The organism is Kribbella sp. NPDC048837 (assembly GCF_055586945.1).
Map to the genome: position 1 here is coordinate 509,836 of NZ_JBVJHF010000007.1, position 18,202 is coordinate 528,037.

The following is an 18,202-nucleotide window of genomic DNA, read 5'->3' on the forward strand; positions in this document are numbered from 1 at the left end:
CTTCAGTTCGGCAACCGGTAGCGGCCGCGCGGCAGCGGCTCCACCAAGCCATCGGCGACCAGGCCGTCCAGAGCGCGCTCGCGCTGGGTCTGGTCGGGCCAGCAGGCGTCCAGGTCCTTCCTGGGTACGGCGCCTCGCTCGGCGCGCAGCACCGCCAGCAGGCGACCGCGGACCTGACGATCGGTCCCCTCATACGTCTGCCCCTTGCGCGGCGGACCGTCGTACGGCGGACTGCCGGCCAGGACCCACGCGCATCGGCCGCGGATCGGGCAGTCGTCGCATCGCGGCGTACGCGCTGTGCAGATCAGTGCGCCCAGCTCCATGGAGGCAACCGCCCACCGGGCTGCTGTCGCTTCGTCGGCGGGCAGTGCGGCCACCGCAATCTGCTGGTCGGCCGCAGTGGGGGAGATGGTGGGCTGGGCGACGCCGGTGAGGGCTCTGGCGAGCACTCGGCGGACATTGGTGTCCACGACCGCGTGCCGCTGGCCGAAGGCGAACGACGCGATCGCGGCAGCCGTGTACGTGCCCACACCGGGCAGAGCGAGCAGTGCGGCGTGGTCGTCCGGCACCTCACCGCCATGACGCTCCACAATCGCCTGAGCCGCCGCGTGAAGCCGCAGGGCGCGCCGTGGGTAGCCGAGCCGGTCCCAGGCCCGCACAGCCTCACCTGGCGGCTCTACAGCCAGGTCCACCGGCTTCGGCCACCTCTCGAGCCACGCGGCGTACGCCGGGAGCACTCGGGTGACCGGTGTCTGCTGCAGCATGAACTCGCTCACCATCACCGCCCACGGGCCCGCGTCCGGCTCCCGCCACGGCAGTACGCGCGCGTTGGCGGCGTACCACTCCAGGACCGGCCCGTGCAGGGCGACGGCTGCGCCGGTCATGGGGCCTCCCGGCCTGGACTGAGGAGCGCAGGGAGCGTAGCGACCGGAGCGACGAGGGAAGGCCGGGAGTCAAAGCCCCCTGACCCGCCGTGCCGGAGGCACGGCATGAGCACAGGGGTGAGCGGCGAGCCTGACTGGTCGAGCACAGAGCCGATATTAGGGTGCGATCATGAGCAGCCTGCTCCGTCCGGTCGGGCACCTGCCCGCCAGCGTGTACTGGTTCCGCCGGGGACTGGTACTTGCGGTAGTAGTGCTGCTGTTCTTCCTGGTCTCGCGGCTGTTCAGCGGTGGCGGTGACGACGCCAAGAATTCGGCCGCGACGGACCCGCAGCAGAACCCGAGCGGCGCCCCGCCGGCCACGCCGACGACGACTCCCACCTCCACGCCGACGGAGAAGAAGTCGACCAAGCCGACGCCTCCGGCCGACCAGAAGTGCGACGGATCCGACGTCCAGCTCGAAGCACTGCCGGCGAACCGGAAGATCGTCTCCGGCTCGGTGCTGAACTTCGTGATCCAGTTCCAGGCCGTCTCCGACGAGTGCAAGGCGACCGTCGATCCCGACAGGCTCACGGTCACGGTGATGTCCGGCAACGACCTGATCTGGACCACGACCCACTGTGCACAGACGATCCAGCGGGCCACCCTGGTAGTTGCCAAGGGCAAGCAGGCCGCGACCACGGTGCCGTGGAACGGACACCGTTCCGGGCCTGGCTGTCTACCGGGTCAACCGGCAGCCAAGCCCGGAACTTATGTCGTCAAGGCTGTCTACGACGGGCGATCGTCAGCCGCGCAGGCTTTCCAGGTCATCTGAGGGCCGCTGCTGCAGGTACGTCGGCTTGGCGAACAGGAGTGCGGCCACCAGGCCGATCAGCAGGACGACCGCCGGCAGGATGAGCGCCTGTGCCATCGAGTCGCTGAAGCCCTGGTGCAGCACTTCCGGCAGCTTGCCGCCGAAGCTGGCTTCGCCCGCGGGTGCGCCACCCGCCACGGCCGGCAGGTTGTGCGCCAGCCGGGACTCCATCAGTACGGCGATGCCCGCGCTACCGAGGACCGCGCCGATCTGCCGGGTCGTGTTGTAGACGCCGGCACCGGCTCCGGCCTGGTGCAGTGGCAGGTTGCGCGTCGCCGTACTGCCGATCGGCGCCCACATGAAACCGTTGGCCACACCCAGCAACGCGATCGGTAGCAGCAACTGCCAGATCGGTACGTCGGGTTCGATCACCTGGCTCAGCCAGAACAAGGCGGCCGAGCAGCACGCCAGCCCGAAACCGGCGAGGTAGCGCGGATGCGTCCGGTCGGTCAGCCTGCCGACCCACGGCGACAGCGCACCGGTGATGACGGCCATCGGGACCAGCAGCAGCGCCGACTTGGTCGGGGACAGGCCGCGCACCGACTGCGCGTACAGCATCAGCGGGAAGGTCATCGCGGTGATCGCGAAACCGACCGTGGTGATCGCCGTGTTGGCCAGCGAGAAGTTGCGGTCCTTGAACAGGCCCAGGGGCAGCAGCGGTTCGCCGCGGTTGAGGGACTGCCAGACGACGAAGATCGCCAGCACGACCAGACCGGTGATGATCAGCGACCAGACCGAGATCGGTCCCTTGATCGTGCCCCAGTCGTACTTCTGCCCTTCCTGGATGCCGAACACCAGACAGAACAGGCCGAACGAGCTCAGCACCACACCCGGGATGTCGAACTTGTGCCGGTGCGTCGGGAGGTCCGGCACCAGTCGCATCGCCAGGACGAAGCCGATCACGCCGACCGGCGCGTTGATGAAGAAGATCCACTGCCAGCCCAGCCCGTCGACCAGCACGCCGCCGAGGATCGGGCCGACCAGCGTCGCGACGCCGGCGGTCGCGCCCCACAGGCTCATCGCCTTGCCGCGCTGGTCCGGCGGGAAGATCCGGGTGATCACGGCCATCGTCTGCGGCGTCATCATCGACGCGCCGAGACCCTGGAAGACCCGGGCCACGATCAGCATGCCGATCGAGGTGGTGAATCCGCACCAGACCGACGCGAGCGTGAACAGCGCCAGTCCGGTCAGATAGACCTTCTTGGGACCGACCCGGTCACCCAGCCGCCCGGTCACCAGTAGGGGTACGGCGTACGCGAGCAGGTAGGCGCTGGTCACCCAGATGACGTTGCCGACATCGGTCCCGAGGTGGGTCAGGATCGCCGGGGTCGCGACCGAGACGATCGTCGAGTCGACCAGGATCATGAAGAAGCCGACGACGAGTGCCCACAGCGCGGGCCACGGCCGCACCTCCGGAGGCCTCACTTGTTCTTGGGGGGTTGCCATGGCAGGTCCTTGCTCTCGATCCGTTCGATGGTGGTGGCGAGCCAGTCGCGCTCGGCGGCGATCTGATGGCGGATGAAGGCGCCGCCGATCCAGTACGGCTCGTGCACGCCGCGCTCGCGGGCACCGCCGAGCGCTTCGTCCAGGTCGGCCAGCCAGTCGTCCAGGTCCGCGATCCGGCGGCGGAACCGGAGTACGGCGTCTTCCTCGGTCAGGTTGTGCGCCTCGCTGAGGACGACCGGGAACAGCGGGTATTCGTAGACGTACTTCTCGATCCCGCTCTCCACCCGCTGCCGCAGCGCCTCGGCACCGGCCGGAGTGATCTCGTACGTCGTGCGTTCGGGGCGGTTGCCGGCCCGCTCGGTGCCGATCGCGCGGACGTACTCCTGTCCGGCCAGCCGCTCGACCGTGTGGTAGAGCGAACCGGGCCGGACCTTGACCATCCGGTTGTTCTGGCGGCTGATCAGCAGTTGGTACATCTCGTAGGCGTGCATCGGGTTCTCGTGCAGCAACGCCAGGACCGAAATCGCCAACGGCGTGAGCTCGGCCATCATCCTCCACCTGGATTGTTCCACGCGAAATGTTCCACGTGGAGTATTACTCGCGCCGGCCGTCGAAGGCAAGTGCCCCCGGAGCTCGATCACGAGCCGGGGGCACTGGGTGGTGAAGGGGCAGCGGTCAGACGTACCGCTCGAGGATGCTGGACTCGGCCAGCCGGGACAGGCCCTCGCGGACCGTGCGGGCCCGGTTCTCGCCGACGCCCTCGACCGTCTGCAGGTCGTCGATGCTTGCCGCGAGCAACTTCTGCAGGTGGCCGAAGTGATCGATCAGCCGGTCGATCACGGCCCCCGGCAGCCGCGGCACCTTGGCCAGCAGCCGGTAGCCGCGCGGCGTGACCGCGGCGTCGAGCTGCTCGGCGCCGCCGAGCTGCAGGGCGCGGGCGACCTGACCGATGTCGAGCAGGTCGGTCGGGCTGACCGCGTCCAGCTCGAGCAGTACGTCGTCAGCCGTCTTCGGCCGGCGTCCCGCGGCCGGCGGCAGGTAGTCGCGGACCACGAGCTCGCGTTCGCCGGCGACACCGGCGACGAGCTCGTTGAGTTGCAGGGTGAGCAGCCGGCCGTCGGTGCCGAGCTCGACGACGTACCCGTCGATCTCGGTGGCGATCCGGCGGACCATCTCGAGTCGCTGGGCGACCGCGGCCACGTCCCGGACGGTGACCAGGTCCTCGATCTCGAGGGCGGACAGCGTGCCGGACACCTCGTCGAGACGCAGCTTGTACCGCTCGAGGGTGGCGAGTGCCTGGTTGGCGCGGGACAGGATCGCGCCGGAGTCCTCCAGCACGTACCGCTGGTCGTCGACGTACAGCGCGATGATGTGCATCGACTGCGACACCGAGATGACCGGGAACCCGGTCTGCCGGGCGACCCGGTCGGCGGTGCGGTGCCGGGTGCCGGTCTCGTCGGTCTGGATCGACGGGTCCGGCATCAGGTGCACGGCGGCCCGGATCAGCCGGGTGGCGTCGCGGTCGAGGACGATCGCGCCGTCCATCTTGCTCAGCTCACGCAGCCCGGTCGCGGTGAACTCGACGCCGATCTCGAAGCCGCCGGTCGAGATCGAGTCGACGGTCTTGTCGTGGCCCAGGACCAGCAGGGCGCCGGTGCGCCCGCGCAGGATCCGTTCCAGGCCTTCGCGCAGTTCGGTCCCGGGTGCCACCGCCGCGAGGGTCGCGCGCATCCGGGCGCCGGTGCTGTTCTTGTCGGAATTCGGAGCCACGGAACCTGAGTCTATGCGGTCGCGAGCGGACGAGCGGCCGCAAGTCCCACGCCCGGCGTCGGTCGGAGGGTGTGGTCCCGCCCGCGCTTGCACGTGCGCGTGCAACCGCCCGTGCATCCGGTCCGTGCAGTGCCGCTTTCCCGCGTGAATCGGATCGTTCGCAGGACGACGCCTGCCGCGTCAGGGGCAGCGGATGACCTGACCGGCGTACGACAGACCGCCGCCGAATCCGAACAACAGCACCGGCGCGCCGGACGGGATCTCGCGCTTCTCGACCAGTTTCGACAGCGCGATCGGGATGCTCGCGGCGGACGTGTTGCCGGACTCGACGACGTCCTTCGCGACCACCGCGTTGACCGCGCCGAGCCGCTTCGCGAGCGGCTCGATGATGCGCAGGTTGGCCTGGTGCAGGACGACGCCGCCGAGCTCCTCGGGCTTCAGGCCGGCCTTCTCGCAGACCTGCTGCGCGATCTCCGGCAGCTGCGTGGTGGCCCAGCGGAACACGCTCAGCCCCTCCTGCTGGAACGGACCATCGCGGCCCTCGATCCGGACCGCGTCCGACATCTCCGGAACCGAGCCCCAAACCACCGGCCCGATCTCAGGCTCGTCGCTGGCCACCACCACGGCCGCGCCGGCGCCGTCGCCGATCAGCACGCAGGTGGTGCGGTCGGTCCAGTCCGTCCAGTCGCTCAGCTTCTCCACGCCGATCACCAGCGCCTTCGAGGCAGCACCGGCGCGGATCGCCTGGTCGGCGGTCGCCAGTGCGTACGCGAAGCCGGAGCACGCGGTGTTCAGGTCGATCGCGGCCGGGCTGCCCAGGCCCATCCGGGCGGCGACCCGGGCGGCGATGTTCGGCGACCGGTCGATCGCCGTACAGGTCGCGACCACGACGTAGTCGATCTCGGTCTTGTCCAGGCCGGCGTTCGCGACCGCCTTGTCGGCGGCCCGCCAGGCCATCTCGTCGACCTGCTCGTCGGGTGCCGCGATCCGGCGCTCCCGGATCCCGACCCGGCTCTGGATCCACTCGTCGTTGGTCTCGACCATGGTCGCGAGCTCGTCGTTGGTGAGCACCCGTTCCGGCTGGTAGTGGCCGAGCGCGACAACTCTGGATCCGGTCATCTGGGGCTCCTGCAGTCATCCGGTGTTACGCCGGGTGGGCTCCAGGTTCCACGCTGAACCCGGCGGGGGGGCGCCACCAGCGTACGTTCCCGACCCGCGACCTGTGGATCCCCGTCTCACCCGCACCCGTGCGGTGTGGCCGGGAACACAGGCCCCATGACCCGCCGTGCCGGAGGCGCGGCCAAGAGCACTGTCAGGCGAGGCCCGCGGCGAGCAGGGCGGAGGGGAGGTCGGGGGCGGCGAAGACGCGGAGGCCGTACTTGGCCTGCATGTCCATCGGCTTGAGGTCCTTGCTCCGGTTCGGGACGTCGGCGGGCACGATCGCCTTGGTGAACCCGAGGCGGGCGGCCTCGGCCAGGCGCTTCTCCAGGCCGCCGACCCGGCGGACCTCGCCGGCCAGGCCGACCTCGCCGATGGCGATCAGGCCGGGGTGGATCGGGCGGTCCATCACCGAGGACGCGACCGCGATCGCGACGGACAGGTCGGCGACCGGCTCGGTGATCTTCACGCCGCCGACGGTGGCGACGTACACCTCCTGGTCGGTCAGCTTGAGGCCGACGCGGTTGCCGAGGACGGCGAGGACCATCGCGACCCGGGACGTCTCCAGACCCGACGTGGTCCGGCGCGGCTGTGGGGCGGCAGACGGGCCGACGAGTGCCTGGACCTCGGCCAGCAGCGGTCGCCGGCCCTCCATCATCACCGTCACGCAGGTGCCGGCGACCGGCTCGGCGTGCTCGGAGACGAACAGCCCGGTCGGGTCGCTCACCTCGACGATCCCGGTGTCGACCATGTCGAAGCAGCCGACCTCGTCCGACGGCCCGAACCGGTTCTTCGTCGCGCGCACCATCCGGAACCCGGAGTGCCGATCGCCGTCGAACGCGAGCACGACGTCGACCAGGTGCTCGAGCATCCGCGGTCCGGCGATCGCGCCGTCCTTGGTGACGTGACCGACCAGCACGACCGCGAGGTGCCGCTCCTTGGCCAACCGCACCAGCGCACCGGTGACCTCGCGGACCTGCGTCACCCCGCCGGGCGCGCCGTCCACCTCGGGGTGGGCCATGGTCTGCACCGAGTCGATCACCAGGAACGACGGATCCACCGCGTCGACCTGACCGACCACCGCGCCCAGGTCGGTCTCGGCCGCGAGGTACAGCTCGTCGACCAGTGCGTCGGTCCGGCCGGCACGCAGCCGCACCTGGGCGGCGGACTCCTCACCAGACACGTACAGCGTGCGTTGACCGCGGCGCGCCGACTGCGCCGCGACCTCGAGCAGCAGCGTCGACTTCCCGACGCCCGGCTCACCCGCGAGCAGGATGACAGCGCCCGGTACGACGCCACCGCCGAGGACCCGGTCGAGCTCGGCGATGCCGGTCGGGCGGGACTCGGCCTCGATCGCGGACACCTTGGCGATCGGCATCGCGGGTGACGACACCGGGCCGGCGGTGATCCGGGCGGCCTTGGGCGCACCGACCTCGGCGACTGTCCCCCAGGCCTGGCACTCACCGCACCGGCCGATCCAGCGCGCCGTCGTCCACCCACACTCCGAGCACGCGTAGGCCGCCTTGCCCTTCGCCTGCGCCGCCGCCGTCTTCGCCATGCCGACCAACCTAGGCGAATCCGCCGACAGAATCGGGGCGCCATCCACAGGGTCAGCGGGTGAAGTGGCTGCGAAGGCGTTCGAGCCGCCGGCTGAGCCAGCTCATCGCGACATGACGCGGGGCGTCGTCGGCGATCACGGGCGGCTCGGAGGTCTCGCGAGCGGCTTCGAGGTACTTCGTCAGGAGTTCGCTCTCCGAGGCGCGGAGGAGGGCACTCTGTTCGAGGAGCTCGACAGCCGGCTTCAGGCGACCGGCCGCGACCTCGGCGGATCCCAGGTGCTGAAGACAGCGAGCACGACCCTCGTGTTCGTCGATCTCGGCGTACAGGTGGGCGGCGTGCTCCCACCAGCGCTTGGCCTCGTGCGGACTGCCTTGCATCCACGCGGCCACACCAGTCAGCTCCAGTGCGTGTGCCTGACCGCTCACATCGCCGGCAGCCGTCGCGCGAGCAACGGCCGGCCGGAGCTGGTCCAGGGCACCTTCGGCGTCCTGCTGGTACAGCTGCACGACCGCGAGGTTGATGAAGATGGCGATCTCGGCCGCGAGATCAGGACCGGGCCGGCTCAGCCGTGCGTCGTCCAGCCGGTCGCGTGCGTTCAGCACCGCCTCTACGCGGTCGTTCCCGGCCGGTGCCTGCTCGGCCCGAGCCAGGTGCAGCAATGCCCGTTCGACCTGGCGGCGAGTCGTCAAGGCGGCCGACGTCCGGCTGTGGGTCGCCACGTTGTCCGAGATGCCCAGCCGCGTACTGGCCCCTTCCAGGTCGCCCAAAATCCGGTACGCCGTTGCCGCGCGAGCAGCAGCCAGCTCCGCGAGGTCCCGGCGTCCACAGGCGTCCGCGACCGCGGACAGGAACTCGCTCAGCTCCAGCAGTGCGCTCGGATCAGAGCGACGTACGTACCAAACCTCCAGTGCGTCGCAGATCCGGGTCAGGTCGTCGGCGGTGTCGTCGCGCGGCTTCTCGGTCAGTAGGAGTTCTCGCAGCCAGGGTTCGTTCACGGAGTACCACTCGGCCGCCGCCATGCCGCCCGCGTCGGAGCCGAGCGCGATCATCCACTGCTCTGCCTCTTCCGCGGCCGTGCGCAGTTCCGGTGCTGGCGCCACGACCGCACCGCCCCGCCGCCACCGCCGATAGGCGTGGAGTGCGGCGGGCGCGTTGTAGATCGCCCAGATCAGCAGGAGGACGACGGCCACGGTGACGCCGACGATGCGCACCCAGCCGGTCGCACTGAAGCTCTGTGACCACCCATCGGTCAGGAGCCCGACCAGCAGGCCGGATGCGAGTCCACTGATCCCGAAGACGCGCCCGCGGCGCCGCCTGGGCGCTGTCTCCTCGGGCTTCGGCTCTTCGGCACTCATGGCCTGCTCCCAGCGGTCAGTCCACGAACCACGGTCTGCCAGAACGTCAGCAGTAGCGCCACTGGCACCACCGAAGCGACCACGGCGGCAGCGGCCACAGTCCCACTCGAGGCCGAGAACTGCCGGGCCTCACCCCACAACACCAGCGACAACGGCGTCGTACCCGGTCCGCTGATCAGGAAGCCGACGATGAAGTCGTTCCACACCAACGCGAACTCCAGCACCGCAACAGCCACCAGTGCGGGCCGATACGTCCGCTGCACAGTCGCCAGTACAGCGCTCTGTCGCGCAGGACCCTGCAATGCCTCAGACACCAACGCAGGTGGAGCGGAAGCGAACGCGGACCGCAGCAAGAGCACAGCGAACGGCAGACCAGCAGCCGCGTGCACAAGCGCCAATGCGATCCGCGAACCCGCCAGCCCCGCAGTGCCGATCGCGTCCCGCAGTGGAGCGGCGTACATCTGCACGGGCGTCACGGCCAGCACGACAAAGGTCGACGTCACCACGCGACCCAACCACTGCGGCAAACCACCCCACGCGACCAGATAGGCCGTCGGTACGGCGATCACCAACAGAACAGCCGTGGCCACGCCGGCAATGAGCACCGTGGACAGCAGAGCCCGGAACAGACCGATATTCGCGGCCGCGGCGAACGACGAGAACCCAAGCCCGGAAGGCGACCACCAACCGCGCAGACCGGCTTCGCGTGGTGAGTGCAGTGCGGTGGCGACGAGCACCACGGCCGGGAAGATCCACACCAGGCTCACTGCGAAGCCGACCGTCCAGCCGATCCGCCGTACTCGTTTGCTCGGCTTCGACCGACCCACCGACGGATCAGGTGGGACGACCGCTATGGGCATCGCCCAGCGACGCCGCCGCAGCCCACGGACGCCGATCACGCCGACTGCGGCCACGATGGCGAACAGCACCACTCCGAGCGCCGCCGTACGACCGGGGTCGTCGCCACTCGTGGTCGCACGCCACCAGTTCAGACCCAGCACATCCGCGGATCGCTGCATCGAACCCGGTACGACGATCAGCACCAGGTCGAAGACCCGGACCGCCGCGATCACCAGGGTCAGCGTCACGACACCGGTGATCGGCCGCAGCAGTGGGATCTCGAGCGCCCGTAATCGTCGCCACCCGGTCATGCCTTCCGCGGCGACGGTCCGGGTCACGTCGTCGGGGATCGCGTCCAGTCCGGCGCGGAACAGCGAGACGACGTACCCGAGCCAGGTCCAGCCGAAGGCGGACACCAGGACGAGCCAGAACAGCCGGCTCCAGACCGCCGTCACGGTCCCGCGCTCCGGCGTCGGATCGAAGATCAGCCGGAACGTCGCACCGGACACCAGGATCGACACCGCGAACGGGATCACCAGTGCCGGCTGCAGGAAGGACGTCAGCGCGGGGAGCCGATAACTCAACAGGGCAAGGAAGAACCCCACGACCACCAGGCCGAAGGCGACCAGCACCCAGAGCAGACTGTTGCCCACGGCACGTAATGCGCCGGGGTCGCCCATCACCGCGAAGTTGCCGAACCCGAAGCCGCCCGGAGTCCGGAAGGCCTGGACCACGGTCACTCCGATCGGCACCAGCAGCAGGCTGCTCAGCAGCAACGCCGGTAACCCCAGCAGGTACGGTCCGGCCGGTCGCCGCGGCTTGCCCGGTACTGGCCGGCCGCTCACCTCCCGGCCGACGACCTCGAGCGACAGGCCGTTCGTCTGCAGGCCCATCAGCCCTCCACCTTCCGCAGCTCGGTCATCGCCGCGTCGACAGCCTCGGGTACGACGGAGGCCCCGCGGCCACCGATCTGGGTCAGGAAGTCGGTGAGCACTCGCCAGAGTCCGTTGATGTCTCCGAGCCGACCGAGCCGGTCGGACAGGTCGAACTGCAACAGCTCTCCGGACCGGGTCAGCTGTTCGGCCAGCCGGGTGAGCTCAGGGGAGTAGCCCGACACCTGTCCGTCGACCAGGAACCCGCCTTCCTTGATCCACGGGTCCGCAGCGGTTGGTGCGGCCAGCCGACGGACCAGGTCACGAGCGTCGTCGCTGGTCGGCTTCGGCAACACCATCACGTCGGCTCCCACGACCACGGGCGCCGCCGCGCCCGGTGTCATGGGCGGGAAGGTGAAGAGGCCGATGTCGTCAGGGTCCGCGGCGAACGACCGTACTACTGGTTCGGCGAAGTCGGATGCCAGCACCATGGCGGCTCTGCGGTGTCCGAACACCTCAACCAGCGCATCGGGGAACTGCTGCACCAGTGAGCGCTTCACGCCGCCTGCCAGTGCATCCGGAGCCGACCACATCGACCCGAGCAACCGCAATGCGGCCGCGAACTGCGGCTCCCGTGACGGACGCGGATCAGCAGCTGTCGCAAGCCCCTCATAGACAGCCGGTGCAATACCCAGCAGCACGTTCTCCAGGAAGTCTGTCAGCACCCAGCCGTCACCAGCGGCGAGGGACAGCGGCGTGACACCGGCCTGCGTCAATGTCTGGTTGAGCTCCAACCACTCCTCCCACAACCGCGGAGGTTGTCCGCCGACCTCGCGGAAGACCGACGGCCGGTACCAGACCGCGGACTTGTGAGCCGTCTTGAAAGGCACGCCGTACGTCGTCCCGTCGTGCACCAGAAGCTCTTTCCACAGGCGGGCCTGGCCGTGTTCGGCGACGTCGTCGGGCATGGGTTCGAGGTCGCGGAGATGACGAGGGACCAGGCCGGGCTGCGGCAGCATCACGATGTCCGGACGGCGTGTGGACCGAGGTCCGAACGCGGTCGAGATGTCGTCGCCGAGCGGTACGACCTCGACGGGATAGTCCAGCTTGCCAAGGCCGTCGAGCACCTGGTGGAAGGCGCGCAGCTCCTGACCGCTCCAGCTCACCGCAATGCGCACGCTACGGCGGAGGCCGAGCACGTCACTCGAGCAGCCGGTGACCAGAAGCGTGGCGGCGGCGCCCAGGAACGCTCGTCGACTACTCCGCATCGAGGAACCCCGTCGTACGTGCTGCGTTGGTGGTGATGAGCAGCAGCGCGGCGGAGGAGAGATCCGGGTTGTGTTCGATCCGCAGCAGGGATCCCCACGTCGGCAGGCCGTTCGCGTCCTCCAGGAGGATCACCCGTGGGTACGCGCCGAGCGCGCGGGCCACACCGGCGAGCCGTCGCCGGCCTGGCGTGATCTCATGCGGATAGCGGTCGAGCACGTCCTCCAGACCGCAGCGAGCGGCCTTGACCAGACTCTGTTCCTTGGCGGCCTGTCTGGTCACCGGATGCGCCACTCGGTGCCCGTGGATCACGTTGTCGAGAACAGTCAGGTGTGGCAGCAGTCCGCCTTCGGCCGGCACCAGCCGGACCGGTCCGCCGGCCTTCACCACCGCACCGTCCGGTGGATCCTCCGTGCCGATCACGAGATCGGCCAACCTGCGGGCTGCGGCGGCAGAGGGCATCACCAGGGCTCGCTGCTCACCCACATCGATCCGGAGTCGGTCCGGCGCACCCGGCACGCGTTCGAGCAGCAGTCCGTCCATCCGTGGCTGGCGCCTCCCCAGAAAGGCCGGTCGAGTGGTCCGTCAACCCTATGGGTCTCCGAGGTCCGTCCGCAGCCCTGCTCAGGGTGTCGGCTCAGAAGGTCTTGCTCCACAGGTTGATCGCGTAGTCGACCTCGACGCCCGAGTGCGACGCGATGATCCGGTCCGCGTCGGCGGGGGTGAACTCGATCCGGACGACCGCTTCGAAGTCCGCTCGCCGCTCGAACCGCCAGCCCATGTCCAGCGGCGTCCGCGTCCACCCGCGCTCGGTGAAGAACTTCTCCACGACGGCCGGCTTGATCATCGGGTACGCCGCGGCGAACCAGCCGCCGAACGTCGACCGGCTGGCGTCGTTGTCGATCACGAACGCCGTGCCGCCACGCCGCATCACCCGGTCCAGCTCCGCCAGGCCGGGCTCACAGCCGGGCCCGAAGAAGTACGCCCAGCGCGCATGCATCACGTCGATCGAGGAGTCCGGCACCGGCAACTGCTGCGCCGTACCCTGCCGTACTTCGACGTTGGCCAACGCGCGCGTCCGCCGACGGGCCGCGTCGGCCAGCGCCCCATGTGGCTCCACGCCGATCACTCGTGAGGCGGTCGCAGCGAACATCGGCAGGTGGTATCCGGTCCCGCACCCGATGTCGAGCACGGTCAGCCCGGCCCAGTCCCGGATCGCCCGCATGGCCGGCTCGATCACGCCGTCCGGATCCACCGCCCGGTTCTCGACCTCGTACACCTTCGGGTGATGCCAGATGTTCGGACTGGGAATCCCGCCCTCCGCAATGCTCACGTCGCTAAACCTTAGTTGCCGTCGGCAGCGGTCTGGTGGTGGCGACGGCCAGCAGGGCGACGGGGATGAGCAGCAGGCCGCAGAATACGGCGAGCCAATGGAAGCCGAGGTAGGCCAGGACCGGGCCGGCGGCGATGCCGGCGATCGAGGCGAAGACACCCATGGTGAGGTCGGACAGACCTTGGGCGGACGTGCGGATGTCCTCCGGGACAGAGCGGGACAGCAGTGTGGACCCGGCGACCAGACAGGCGGACCAACCGAGGCCCAGCAGGCCTAGAGCGACTGCCGTCAGGCCGTGGGCGTCGTCCGGAGCCAGTGCGGCCACGGTCATGGCTATGGCCAGGATGGCCAGGCCGATGCCGATGGTGGGGATGCGGCCGAGGCGGTCCGCCAGCCAGCCCATGACGGGGGACAGGGCATACATACCGGCCACGTGACCACTGATGACGAAGCCGACGATCGTCAGCGAAGCACCGTGGTGCCGCAAGTGGACGGACGTCATCGACATGACTCCGACCATCACCGCGTGCGCCACCGCGATGGACAGTAGTCCGAGCCGGGCATCGGGGATCGCCACCACGCGCCGGAAGGTCGGAGCCAGTGGCTGCCGCTCCACCTTGGCCCTCGGCGTGACCTGCTGCAGCCGGCGCAGCCCGAACCACACTGTGGCCAGACTGATCCCGAAGGCGATCACGGAGAACACGTACGGGCCAGCGAGCGCCATGATGCCGAGCGACGTGCCCACGGAGCCGCCGACGCCGGTCAGGTTGGGTCCGACGACCACACCGATCGTGGTGGCCCACACGACCAACGACAACGACCGGGCGACCCGGGATGGGTCGGCCGCGTCGGTAGCGGCGTACCTGGACTGCAGGTTGGAGGCCGAGCCGCTGCCGAACAGGCATCCGGCGAACAGCAGCAGTACGAGCGAGTCCACCTGCGCGGCGACGATGCTGAGCAGCGCACCGGTCGTGGCGATCAGATAGCCGACCGTCAACGACACCCGCCGCCCGTGCGACCGCGCCATCCGAGCCAGCGGTACGGCGAGGAGCGCAGCACCCAGCGTGGTCGACGTGGCGACCAGTCCGGCCAGTGAGGTCGAGCCGGAGATGTTCTCCGCCAGCAGGCCGGCCACCGCGAACCCGCTCGCCACGGCCACCCCACCGAGCACGTTGCTCGCCACCAGCACCCGCAAGGTCGACTTCTGCAGGTCGGCGGGTCTCGGGTCGGCGCTCACCGGCTCACCCTCTCATCATCCTGACTTCGAAGGCAGTCGATTACGGAGTGTTCAGCAGCGTTCTCAGCATGTGGGTTGCGCGCACTTCCGAACGTGGACGGACAGCGATCTGCGCTTATAGGATCGTCCTGACGTAATTCGACCCTCTCTTGGAGTCCGGATGCCTGACATCGCGATCGTCCCTGCCCCGCGTGAACTCACCGTCGCCGAAGGGCAGTGGATCACCGGCGATCCCGTCGCCGACGCGATCCGGGACGTGGTCGAGAACCTCGGCGAGACCGAGTACCGGATCGACGTGACCGCGGACGGCGCGCGGCTGTCGGCCGGCTCCGAGGACGCGCTCCGGCACGCGGAGACGACGTACCGGCAGTTGCTCGACGCCGCCGAGCCGGCCGCGGACGGCCAGGTCGCGGTGCCGACGGTGCGGATCGCGGACGCGCCGCGGTTCGGCTGGCGCGGGATGATGCTCGACGTCGCCCGGCACTTCATGCCGAAGGAGTTCGTCCTCAAGGTCATCGACGTGCTCGCCCTGCACCGGCTGAACGTGCTGCACTTCCACCTCACCGACGACCAGGGCTGGCGGGTCGAGATCGAGGCCTACCCGCGGCTCACCGAGATCGGCGCCTGGCGGGACGAGACCATGGTCGGCAAGATGTCCCGCGGCCAGAAGGACTTCGAGTACGACGGCCAGCGGCACGGCGGCTTCTACACCAAGGACGAGCTCCGCGAGATCGTCGCGTACGCCGCCGACCGCGGCATCACCGTGGTCCCGGAGATCGACCTGCCGGGTCACATGCAGGCCGCGATCGCGGCGTACCCGGAGCTCGGGAACAACCCGGACACCCAGCTGAAGGTCCGGCAGTACTGGGGGATCAGCGACGACGTTCTGAACGTGAACGACGAGACCGTCGAGTTCGTCCGGACCGTGCTGCGCGAGGTGCTGGAGATCTTCCCCAGCCCGTACATCCACCTCGGCGGCGACGAGTGCCCGTCGGTGCAGTGGCGCGACTCGGAGGCGGCGCAGAAGCGGCAGGCCGAGCTCGGCCTGACCGAGCCCGGGCAGCTGCAGGGCTGGTTCACCGAGCAGGTCCAGACGGTCCTGACCGAGGAAGGCCGCCGGCTGGTCGGCTGGGACGAGATGGTCGAGACCGACTGCCCGAAGGACGCGGTCATCATGGCGTGGCGCAGCGCCCACCGCGGCGAGGTCGCCGTGCAGGCCGGGCACCAGACCGTGATGGCGCCGTGCGAGTCGGTGTACTTCGATTACTACCAAGGCGACCCGGCCAGCGAGCCGCTGGCGATCGGCAACTTCATCCCGCTGGAGAAGGTCTACGACTTCGAGGTGATCCCGGCCTCGCTCACCGAGGAGGAGGCGGCCCTGATCATCGGCACCCAGTGCCAGATCTGGACCGAGTACATGCCGGACGAGCAGCAGGTCGGCTACATGCTGCTGCCGCGGCTGTCCGCCTTCGCCGAACGCGCGTGGGGCTCGCCCAGGACGTCGTACGACGAGTTCCTCGGCCGCCTGCGTCCGCACCTGGCCCGGATCGAGGCGATCGGCGTCAACTACCGCCCACTCGACTGACGCTCGATTGCTTCTGCTTCAGTTGCTGAGGGGATAACAAAATCTCCGTAAGCGCTGTTGGCAGGGGTAGACGGACTGGGCTCACGGTGACGACGATGAAACGTCACGAGCCCAGTCCGGGAGCGGAGGAGTCATGACCGCGGTGGGGCCGCTGGACGCGATGTTCCTGCTGGGGGAGACGCGCGAACAGCCCATGCATGTCGGCGGACTGATGCTGTTCGAGCTTCCCGAGGGGGCCGGGCGGGACCATGTTTTCCCGGAAGGATCCCGGGACTACGTGTCGCAGCTGTACCACGACATGGTCGCGACGCAGTCGGTCAATCCGCTGTTCGCCCGGCAGGTCCGCCACCGCGCCGTGGATCTCGGCTACTGGTCGTGGGACCGGGACGACGAGGTCGACCTCGAGTACCAGGTCCGGATGTCGGCATTGCCCCGACCGGGTCGCTACCGGGAACTCTTCGAGCTCACCAGCCGCCTGCACGGCACTCTGCTGGACCGCCACCGCCCGCTCTGGGAGATGCACCTGATCGAGGGCGCCGAGGGCCGGCGCTTCGCGATCTACAGCAAGGTCCATCACTCGATGATCGACGGTGTCACCGCGCTGCGCTGGATGGCCGATACCCTCACCGCCGATCCAGAGCGCACCGACATGCCCGCGACGTACGCCCTCCCGGAGTCCACGCCGGAGAATCCGTCGACTGGCTTGCTGACCACGGTGGGCCGCATGCCGGGCAGCACCGTGCGATTCCTCGCCGACCTGGCCGGTCTCACGCCGGTCGGGCTGAAGAGCATGATCCGGTCGGTGGCGGCCGAGCACTCGGCGGCGCCATTCCAGGCACCGCGGACGATTCTCAACCAGTCGATCACCGGGTCGCGGCGGTTCGCGGCGCAGTCCTGGCCGATCGAGCGGCTGGAGAAGGTTCGCGCGATCACCGGCGCGACGCTCAACGACGTCATGCTGGCGATGTGTTCAGGTGCCTTGCGCAACTATCTGCTCGAGCTGAACGCCCTTCCGGACAAGGCGTTGACGGCGATGGTGCCGGTGTCGCTGCGCGGTGCGGCCGATGCTCCCGGCGGCGGGAACTCGTTGAGTACGTTGATCGCCGAGCTCGCCACCGACGAGGCGGACCCGGAGCTGCGGATCCGCCGCATCATGGCGTCGACCACCTATGCCAAGGGTGTGTTGTCCGAGCTGAGTCCGTTGCAACGACTGCTCGTCGGCGCCTTCGGCTTCGGCGTCGCGGGGCCCGCCGCGATCCTCCCGGGGGTGGCCGGCCGTACGACGCCGCCGTACAACTTGGTCATCTCGAACGTGCCCGGGCCGGCGGAGAGTCCGCTGTACTGGAACCGGTCGCGGCTGCTGGGGATGTATCCGGCGAGCATCGTGCTCAACGGGCAGGCGCTCAACATCAGCGTCACGAGCTACGACCATCAACTGCACTTCGGCCTGACCGGCTGCCGGCGGACGGTGCCGCATCTGCAGCGGCTCCTCACCCACCTCGAGACCTCGCTGGCTGACCTCGAGAACCTCCACTAACCCTCGTCGAGGAGCGCGTCCATCTGCGCGATGCCTTGTGCGAGCCCTTCGGCCATGCCCATGCCGAGCAGCTGCTCCATCTGCTCCCGCGAGTCGAACACCGACCGCAGCTCCATCCGTGTGCCGCCGTCGTACGCGCTGAGCTCGATCCGGATGGTGTTCGCCGGCATGTCCGCGACGGGCTTCCCCTCCGAGTCCGCGAACGCGTCGACGAACTCGAGCGAGGCCGGCGCGTCCACTGCCGTGACGGTCCACCGCCCGTGGAACTTCTCGCCCTCCGGGCTGGTCATGTAATAGAACACCTCGCCGCCCGGCGTCAGATCATGCTCGATCACCGTCGCCGGATGTGTCGGCGGTCCCCACCACCGCTCGAGCTTGCGCGGGTCCGCGAACAGATCCCACACCCGCTCCGCACCCGCTGTGAAGTCCGCCACCATTTTCAGAGTCAGCCCGTCAAAGTCCTTGTCAACACTGCTCACACTCATCGCTCTCGTCCCCTCACTCAGTCC

General features: G+C 69.2%; 16 protein-coding genes. 3 read left to right on the forward strand and 13 right to left on the reverse strand.

Going from position 1 to position 18,202, the window contains the following annotated elements; genetic code table 11:
* Nucleotides 1-2: 2 nt before the first annotated feature.
* Entirely contained in the window at nt 3-884 is an 882-nt protein-coding gene (locus tag ACZ6O0_RS32140) for an HhH-GPD family protein (RefSeq protein WP_465768760.1), read from the reverse strand.
* Nucleotides 885-1,053: 169 nt separating this feature from the next.
* On the opposite strand from ACZ6O0_RS32140, the gene ACZ6O0_RS32145 reads away from it, so the two are divergent.
* Nucleotides 1,054-1,695, forward strand: a complete 642-nt coding sequence (locus tag ACZ6O0_RS32145) for a hypothetical protein (protein ID WP_465768761.1) — start codon at nt 1,054-1,056, stop codon at nt 1,693-1,695.
* Here the strand turns inward: ACZ6O0_RS32145 and ACZ6O0_RS32150 are convergent.
* The 11 genes from ACZ6O0_RS32150 to ACZ6O0_RS32200 form a co-directional block, all read right to left on the reverse strand.
* Entirely contained in the window at nt 1,666-3,180 is a 1,515-nt protein-coding gene (locus ACZ6O0_RS32150) for a DHA2 family efflux MFS transporter permease subunit (RefSeq protein WP_465768762.1), read from the reverse strand. The genes ACZ6O0_RS32145 and ACZ6O0_RS32150 overlap by 30 nt on opposite strands.
* Complete coding sequence (locus ACZ6O0_RS32155; RefSeq protein ID WP_465768763.1) at nt 3,156-3,731, reverse strand: PadR family transcriptional regulator; 576 nt, start codon at nt 3,729-3,731, stop codon at nt 3,156-3,158. The genes ACZ6O0_RS32150 and ACZ6O0_RS32155 overlap by 25 nt, the downstream gene beginning before the upstream one ends.
* 124 nt (nt 3,732-3,855) lie before the next feature.
* Entirely contained in the window at nt 3,856-4,911 is a 1,056-nt protein-coding gene (gene disA / locus ACZ6O0_RS32160) for a DNA integrity scanning diadenylate cyclase DisA (RefSeq protein ID WP_465768816.1), read from the reverse strand.
* A gap of 219 nt (nt 4,912-5,130) precedes the next feature.
* Nucleotides 5,131-6,069 carry a beta-ketoacyl-ACP synthase III gene (locus ACZ6O0_RS32165; RefSeq protein WP_465768764.1) on the reverse strand — a complete coding sequence of 313 codons (939 nt, stop codon included), beginning with the start codon at nt 6,067-6,069 and terminating at the stop codon, nt 5,131-5,133.
* Between the two features lie 193 nt (nt 6,070-6,262).
* Nucleotides 6,263-7,666 carry a DNA repair protein RadA gene (gene radA / locus ACZ6O0_RS32170; RefSeq protein WP_465768765.1) on the reverse strand — a complete coding sequence of 468 codons (1,404 nt, stop codon included), beginning with the start codon at nt 7,664-7,666 and terminating at the stop codon, nt 6,263-6,265.
* Between the two features lie 52 nt (nt 7,667-7,718).
* A complete protein-coding gene (locus ACZ6O0_RS32175) occupies nt 7,719-9,023 on the reverse strand; it encodes a hypothetical protein (RefSeq protein ID WP_465768766.1) in 1,305 nt (434 codons plus the stop codon).
* Nucleotides 9,020-10,756, reverse strand: a complete 1,737-nt coding sequence (locus ACZ6O0_RS32180) for an ABC transporter permease subunit (RefSeq protein WP_465768767.1) — start codon at nt 10,754-10,756, stop codon at nt 9,020-9,022. The genes ACZ6O0_RS32175 and ACZ6O0_RS32180 overlap by 4 nt, the downstream gene beginning before the upstream one ends.
* A complete protein-coding gene (locus ACZ6O0_RS32185) occupies nt 10,756-12,003 on the reverse strand; it encodes an ABC transporter substrate-binding protein (RefSeq protein WP_465768768.1) in 1,248 nt (415 codons plus the stop codon). The genes ACZ6O0_RS32180 and ACZ6O0_RS32185 overlap by 1 nt, the downstream gene beginning before the upstream one ends.
* Complete coding sequence (locus tag ACZ6O0_RS32190) at nt 11,993-12,544, reverse strand: P-loop NTPase family protein (protein WP_465768769.1); 552 nt, start codon at nt 12,542-12,544, stop codon at nt 11,993-11,995. Before ACZ6O0_RS32190 ends, ACZ6O0_RS32185 begins: the two co-directional genes overlap by 11 nt.
* Nucleotides 12,545-12,638: 94 nt before the next feature.
* Nucleotides 12,639-13,334, reverse strand: a complete 696-nt coding sequence (locus tag ACZ6O0_RS32195; protein ID WP_465768770.1) for a class I SAM-dependent methyltransferase — start codon at nt 13,332-13,334, stop codon at nt 12,639-12,641.
* A 4-nt stretch (nt 13,335-13,338) separates the two neighbouring features.
* A complete protein-coding gene (locus ACZ6O0_RS32200; protein ID WP_465768771.1) occupies nt 13,339-14,571 on the reverse strand; it encodes an MFS transporter in 1,233 nt (410 codons plus the stop codon).
* A gap of 160 nt (nt 14,572-14,731) precedes the next feature.
* On the opposite strand from ACZ6O0_RS32200, the gene ACZ6O0_RS32205 reads away from it, so the two are divergent.
* On the forward strand, nt 14,732-16,156 hold the full coding sequence (locus ACZ6O0_RS32205; protein WP_465768772.1) for a beta-N-acetylhexosaminidase: 1,425 nt from the start codon (nt 14,732-14,734) through the stop codon (nt 16,154-16,156).
* A gap of 133 nt (nt 16,157-16,289) precedes the next feature.
* Nucleotides 16,290-17,693, forward strand: a complete 1,404-nt coding sequence (locus ACZ6O0_RS32210) for a WS/DGAT/MGAT family O-acyltransferase (RefSeq protein ID WP_465768773.1) — start codon at nt 16,290-16,292, stop codon at nt 17,691-17,693.
* On the opposite strand, the gene ACZ6O0_RS32215 is transcribed toward ACZ6O0_RS32210, so the two are convergent.
* Complete coding sequence (locus ACZ6O0_RS32215; protein WP_465768774.1) at nt 17,690-18,178, reverse strand: SRPBCC family protein; 489 nt, start codon at nt 18,176-18,178, stop codon at nt 17,690-17,692. The genes ACZ6O0_RS32210 and ACZ6O0_RS32215 overlap by 4 nt on opposite strands.
* Between the last annotated feature and the right edge of the window lie 24 nt (nt 18,179-18,202).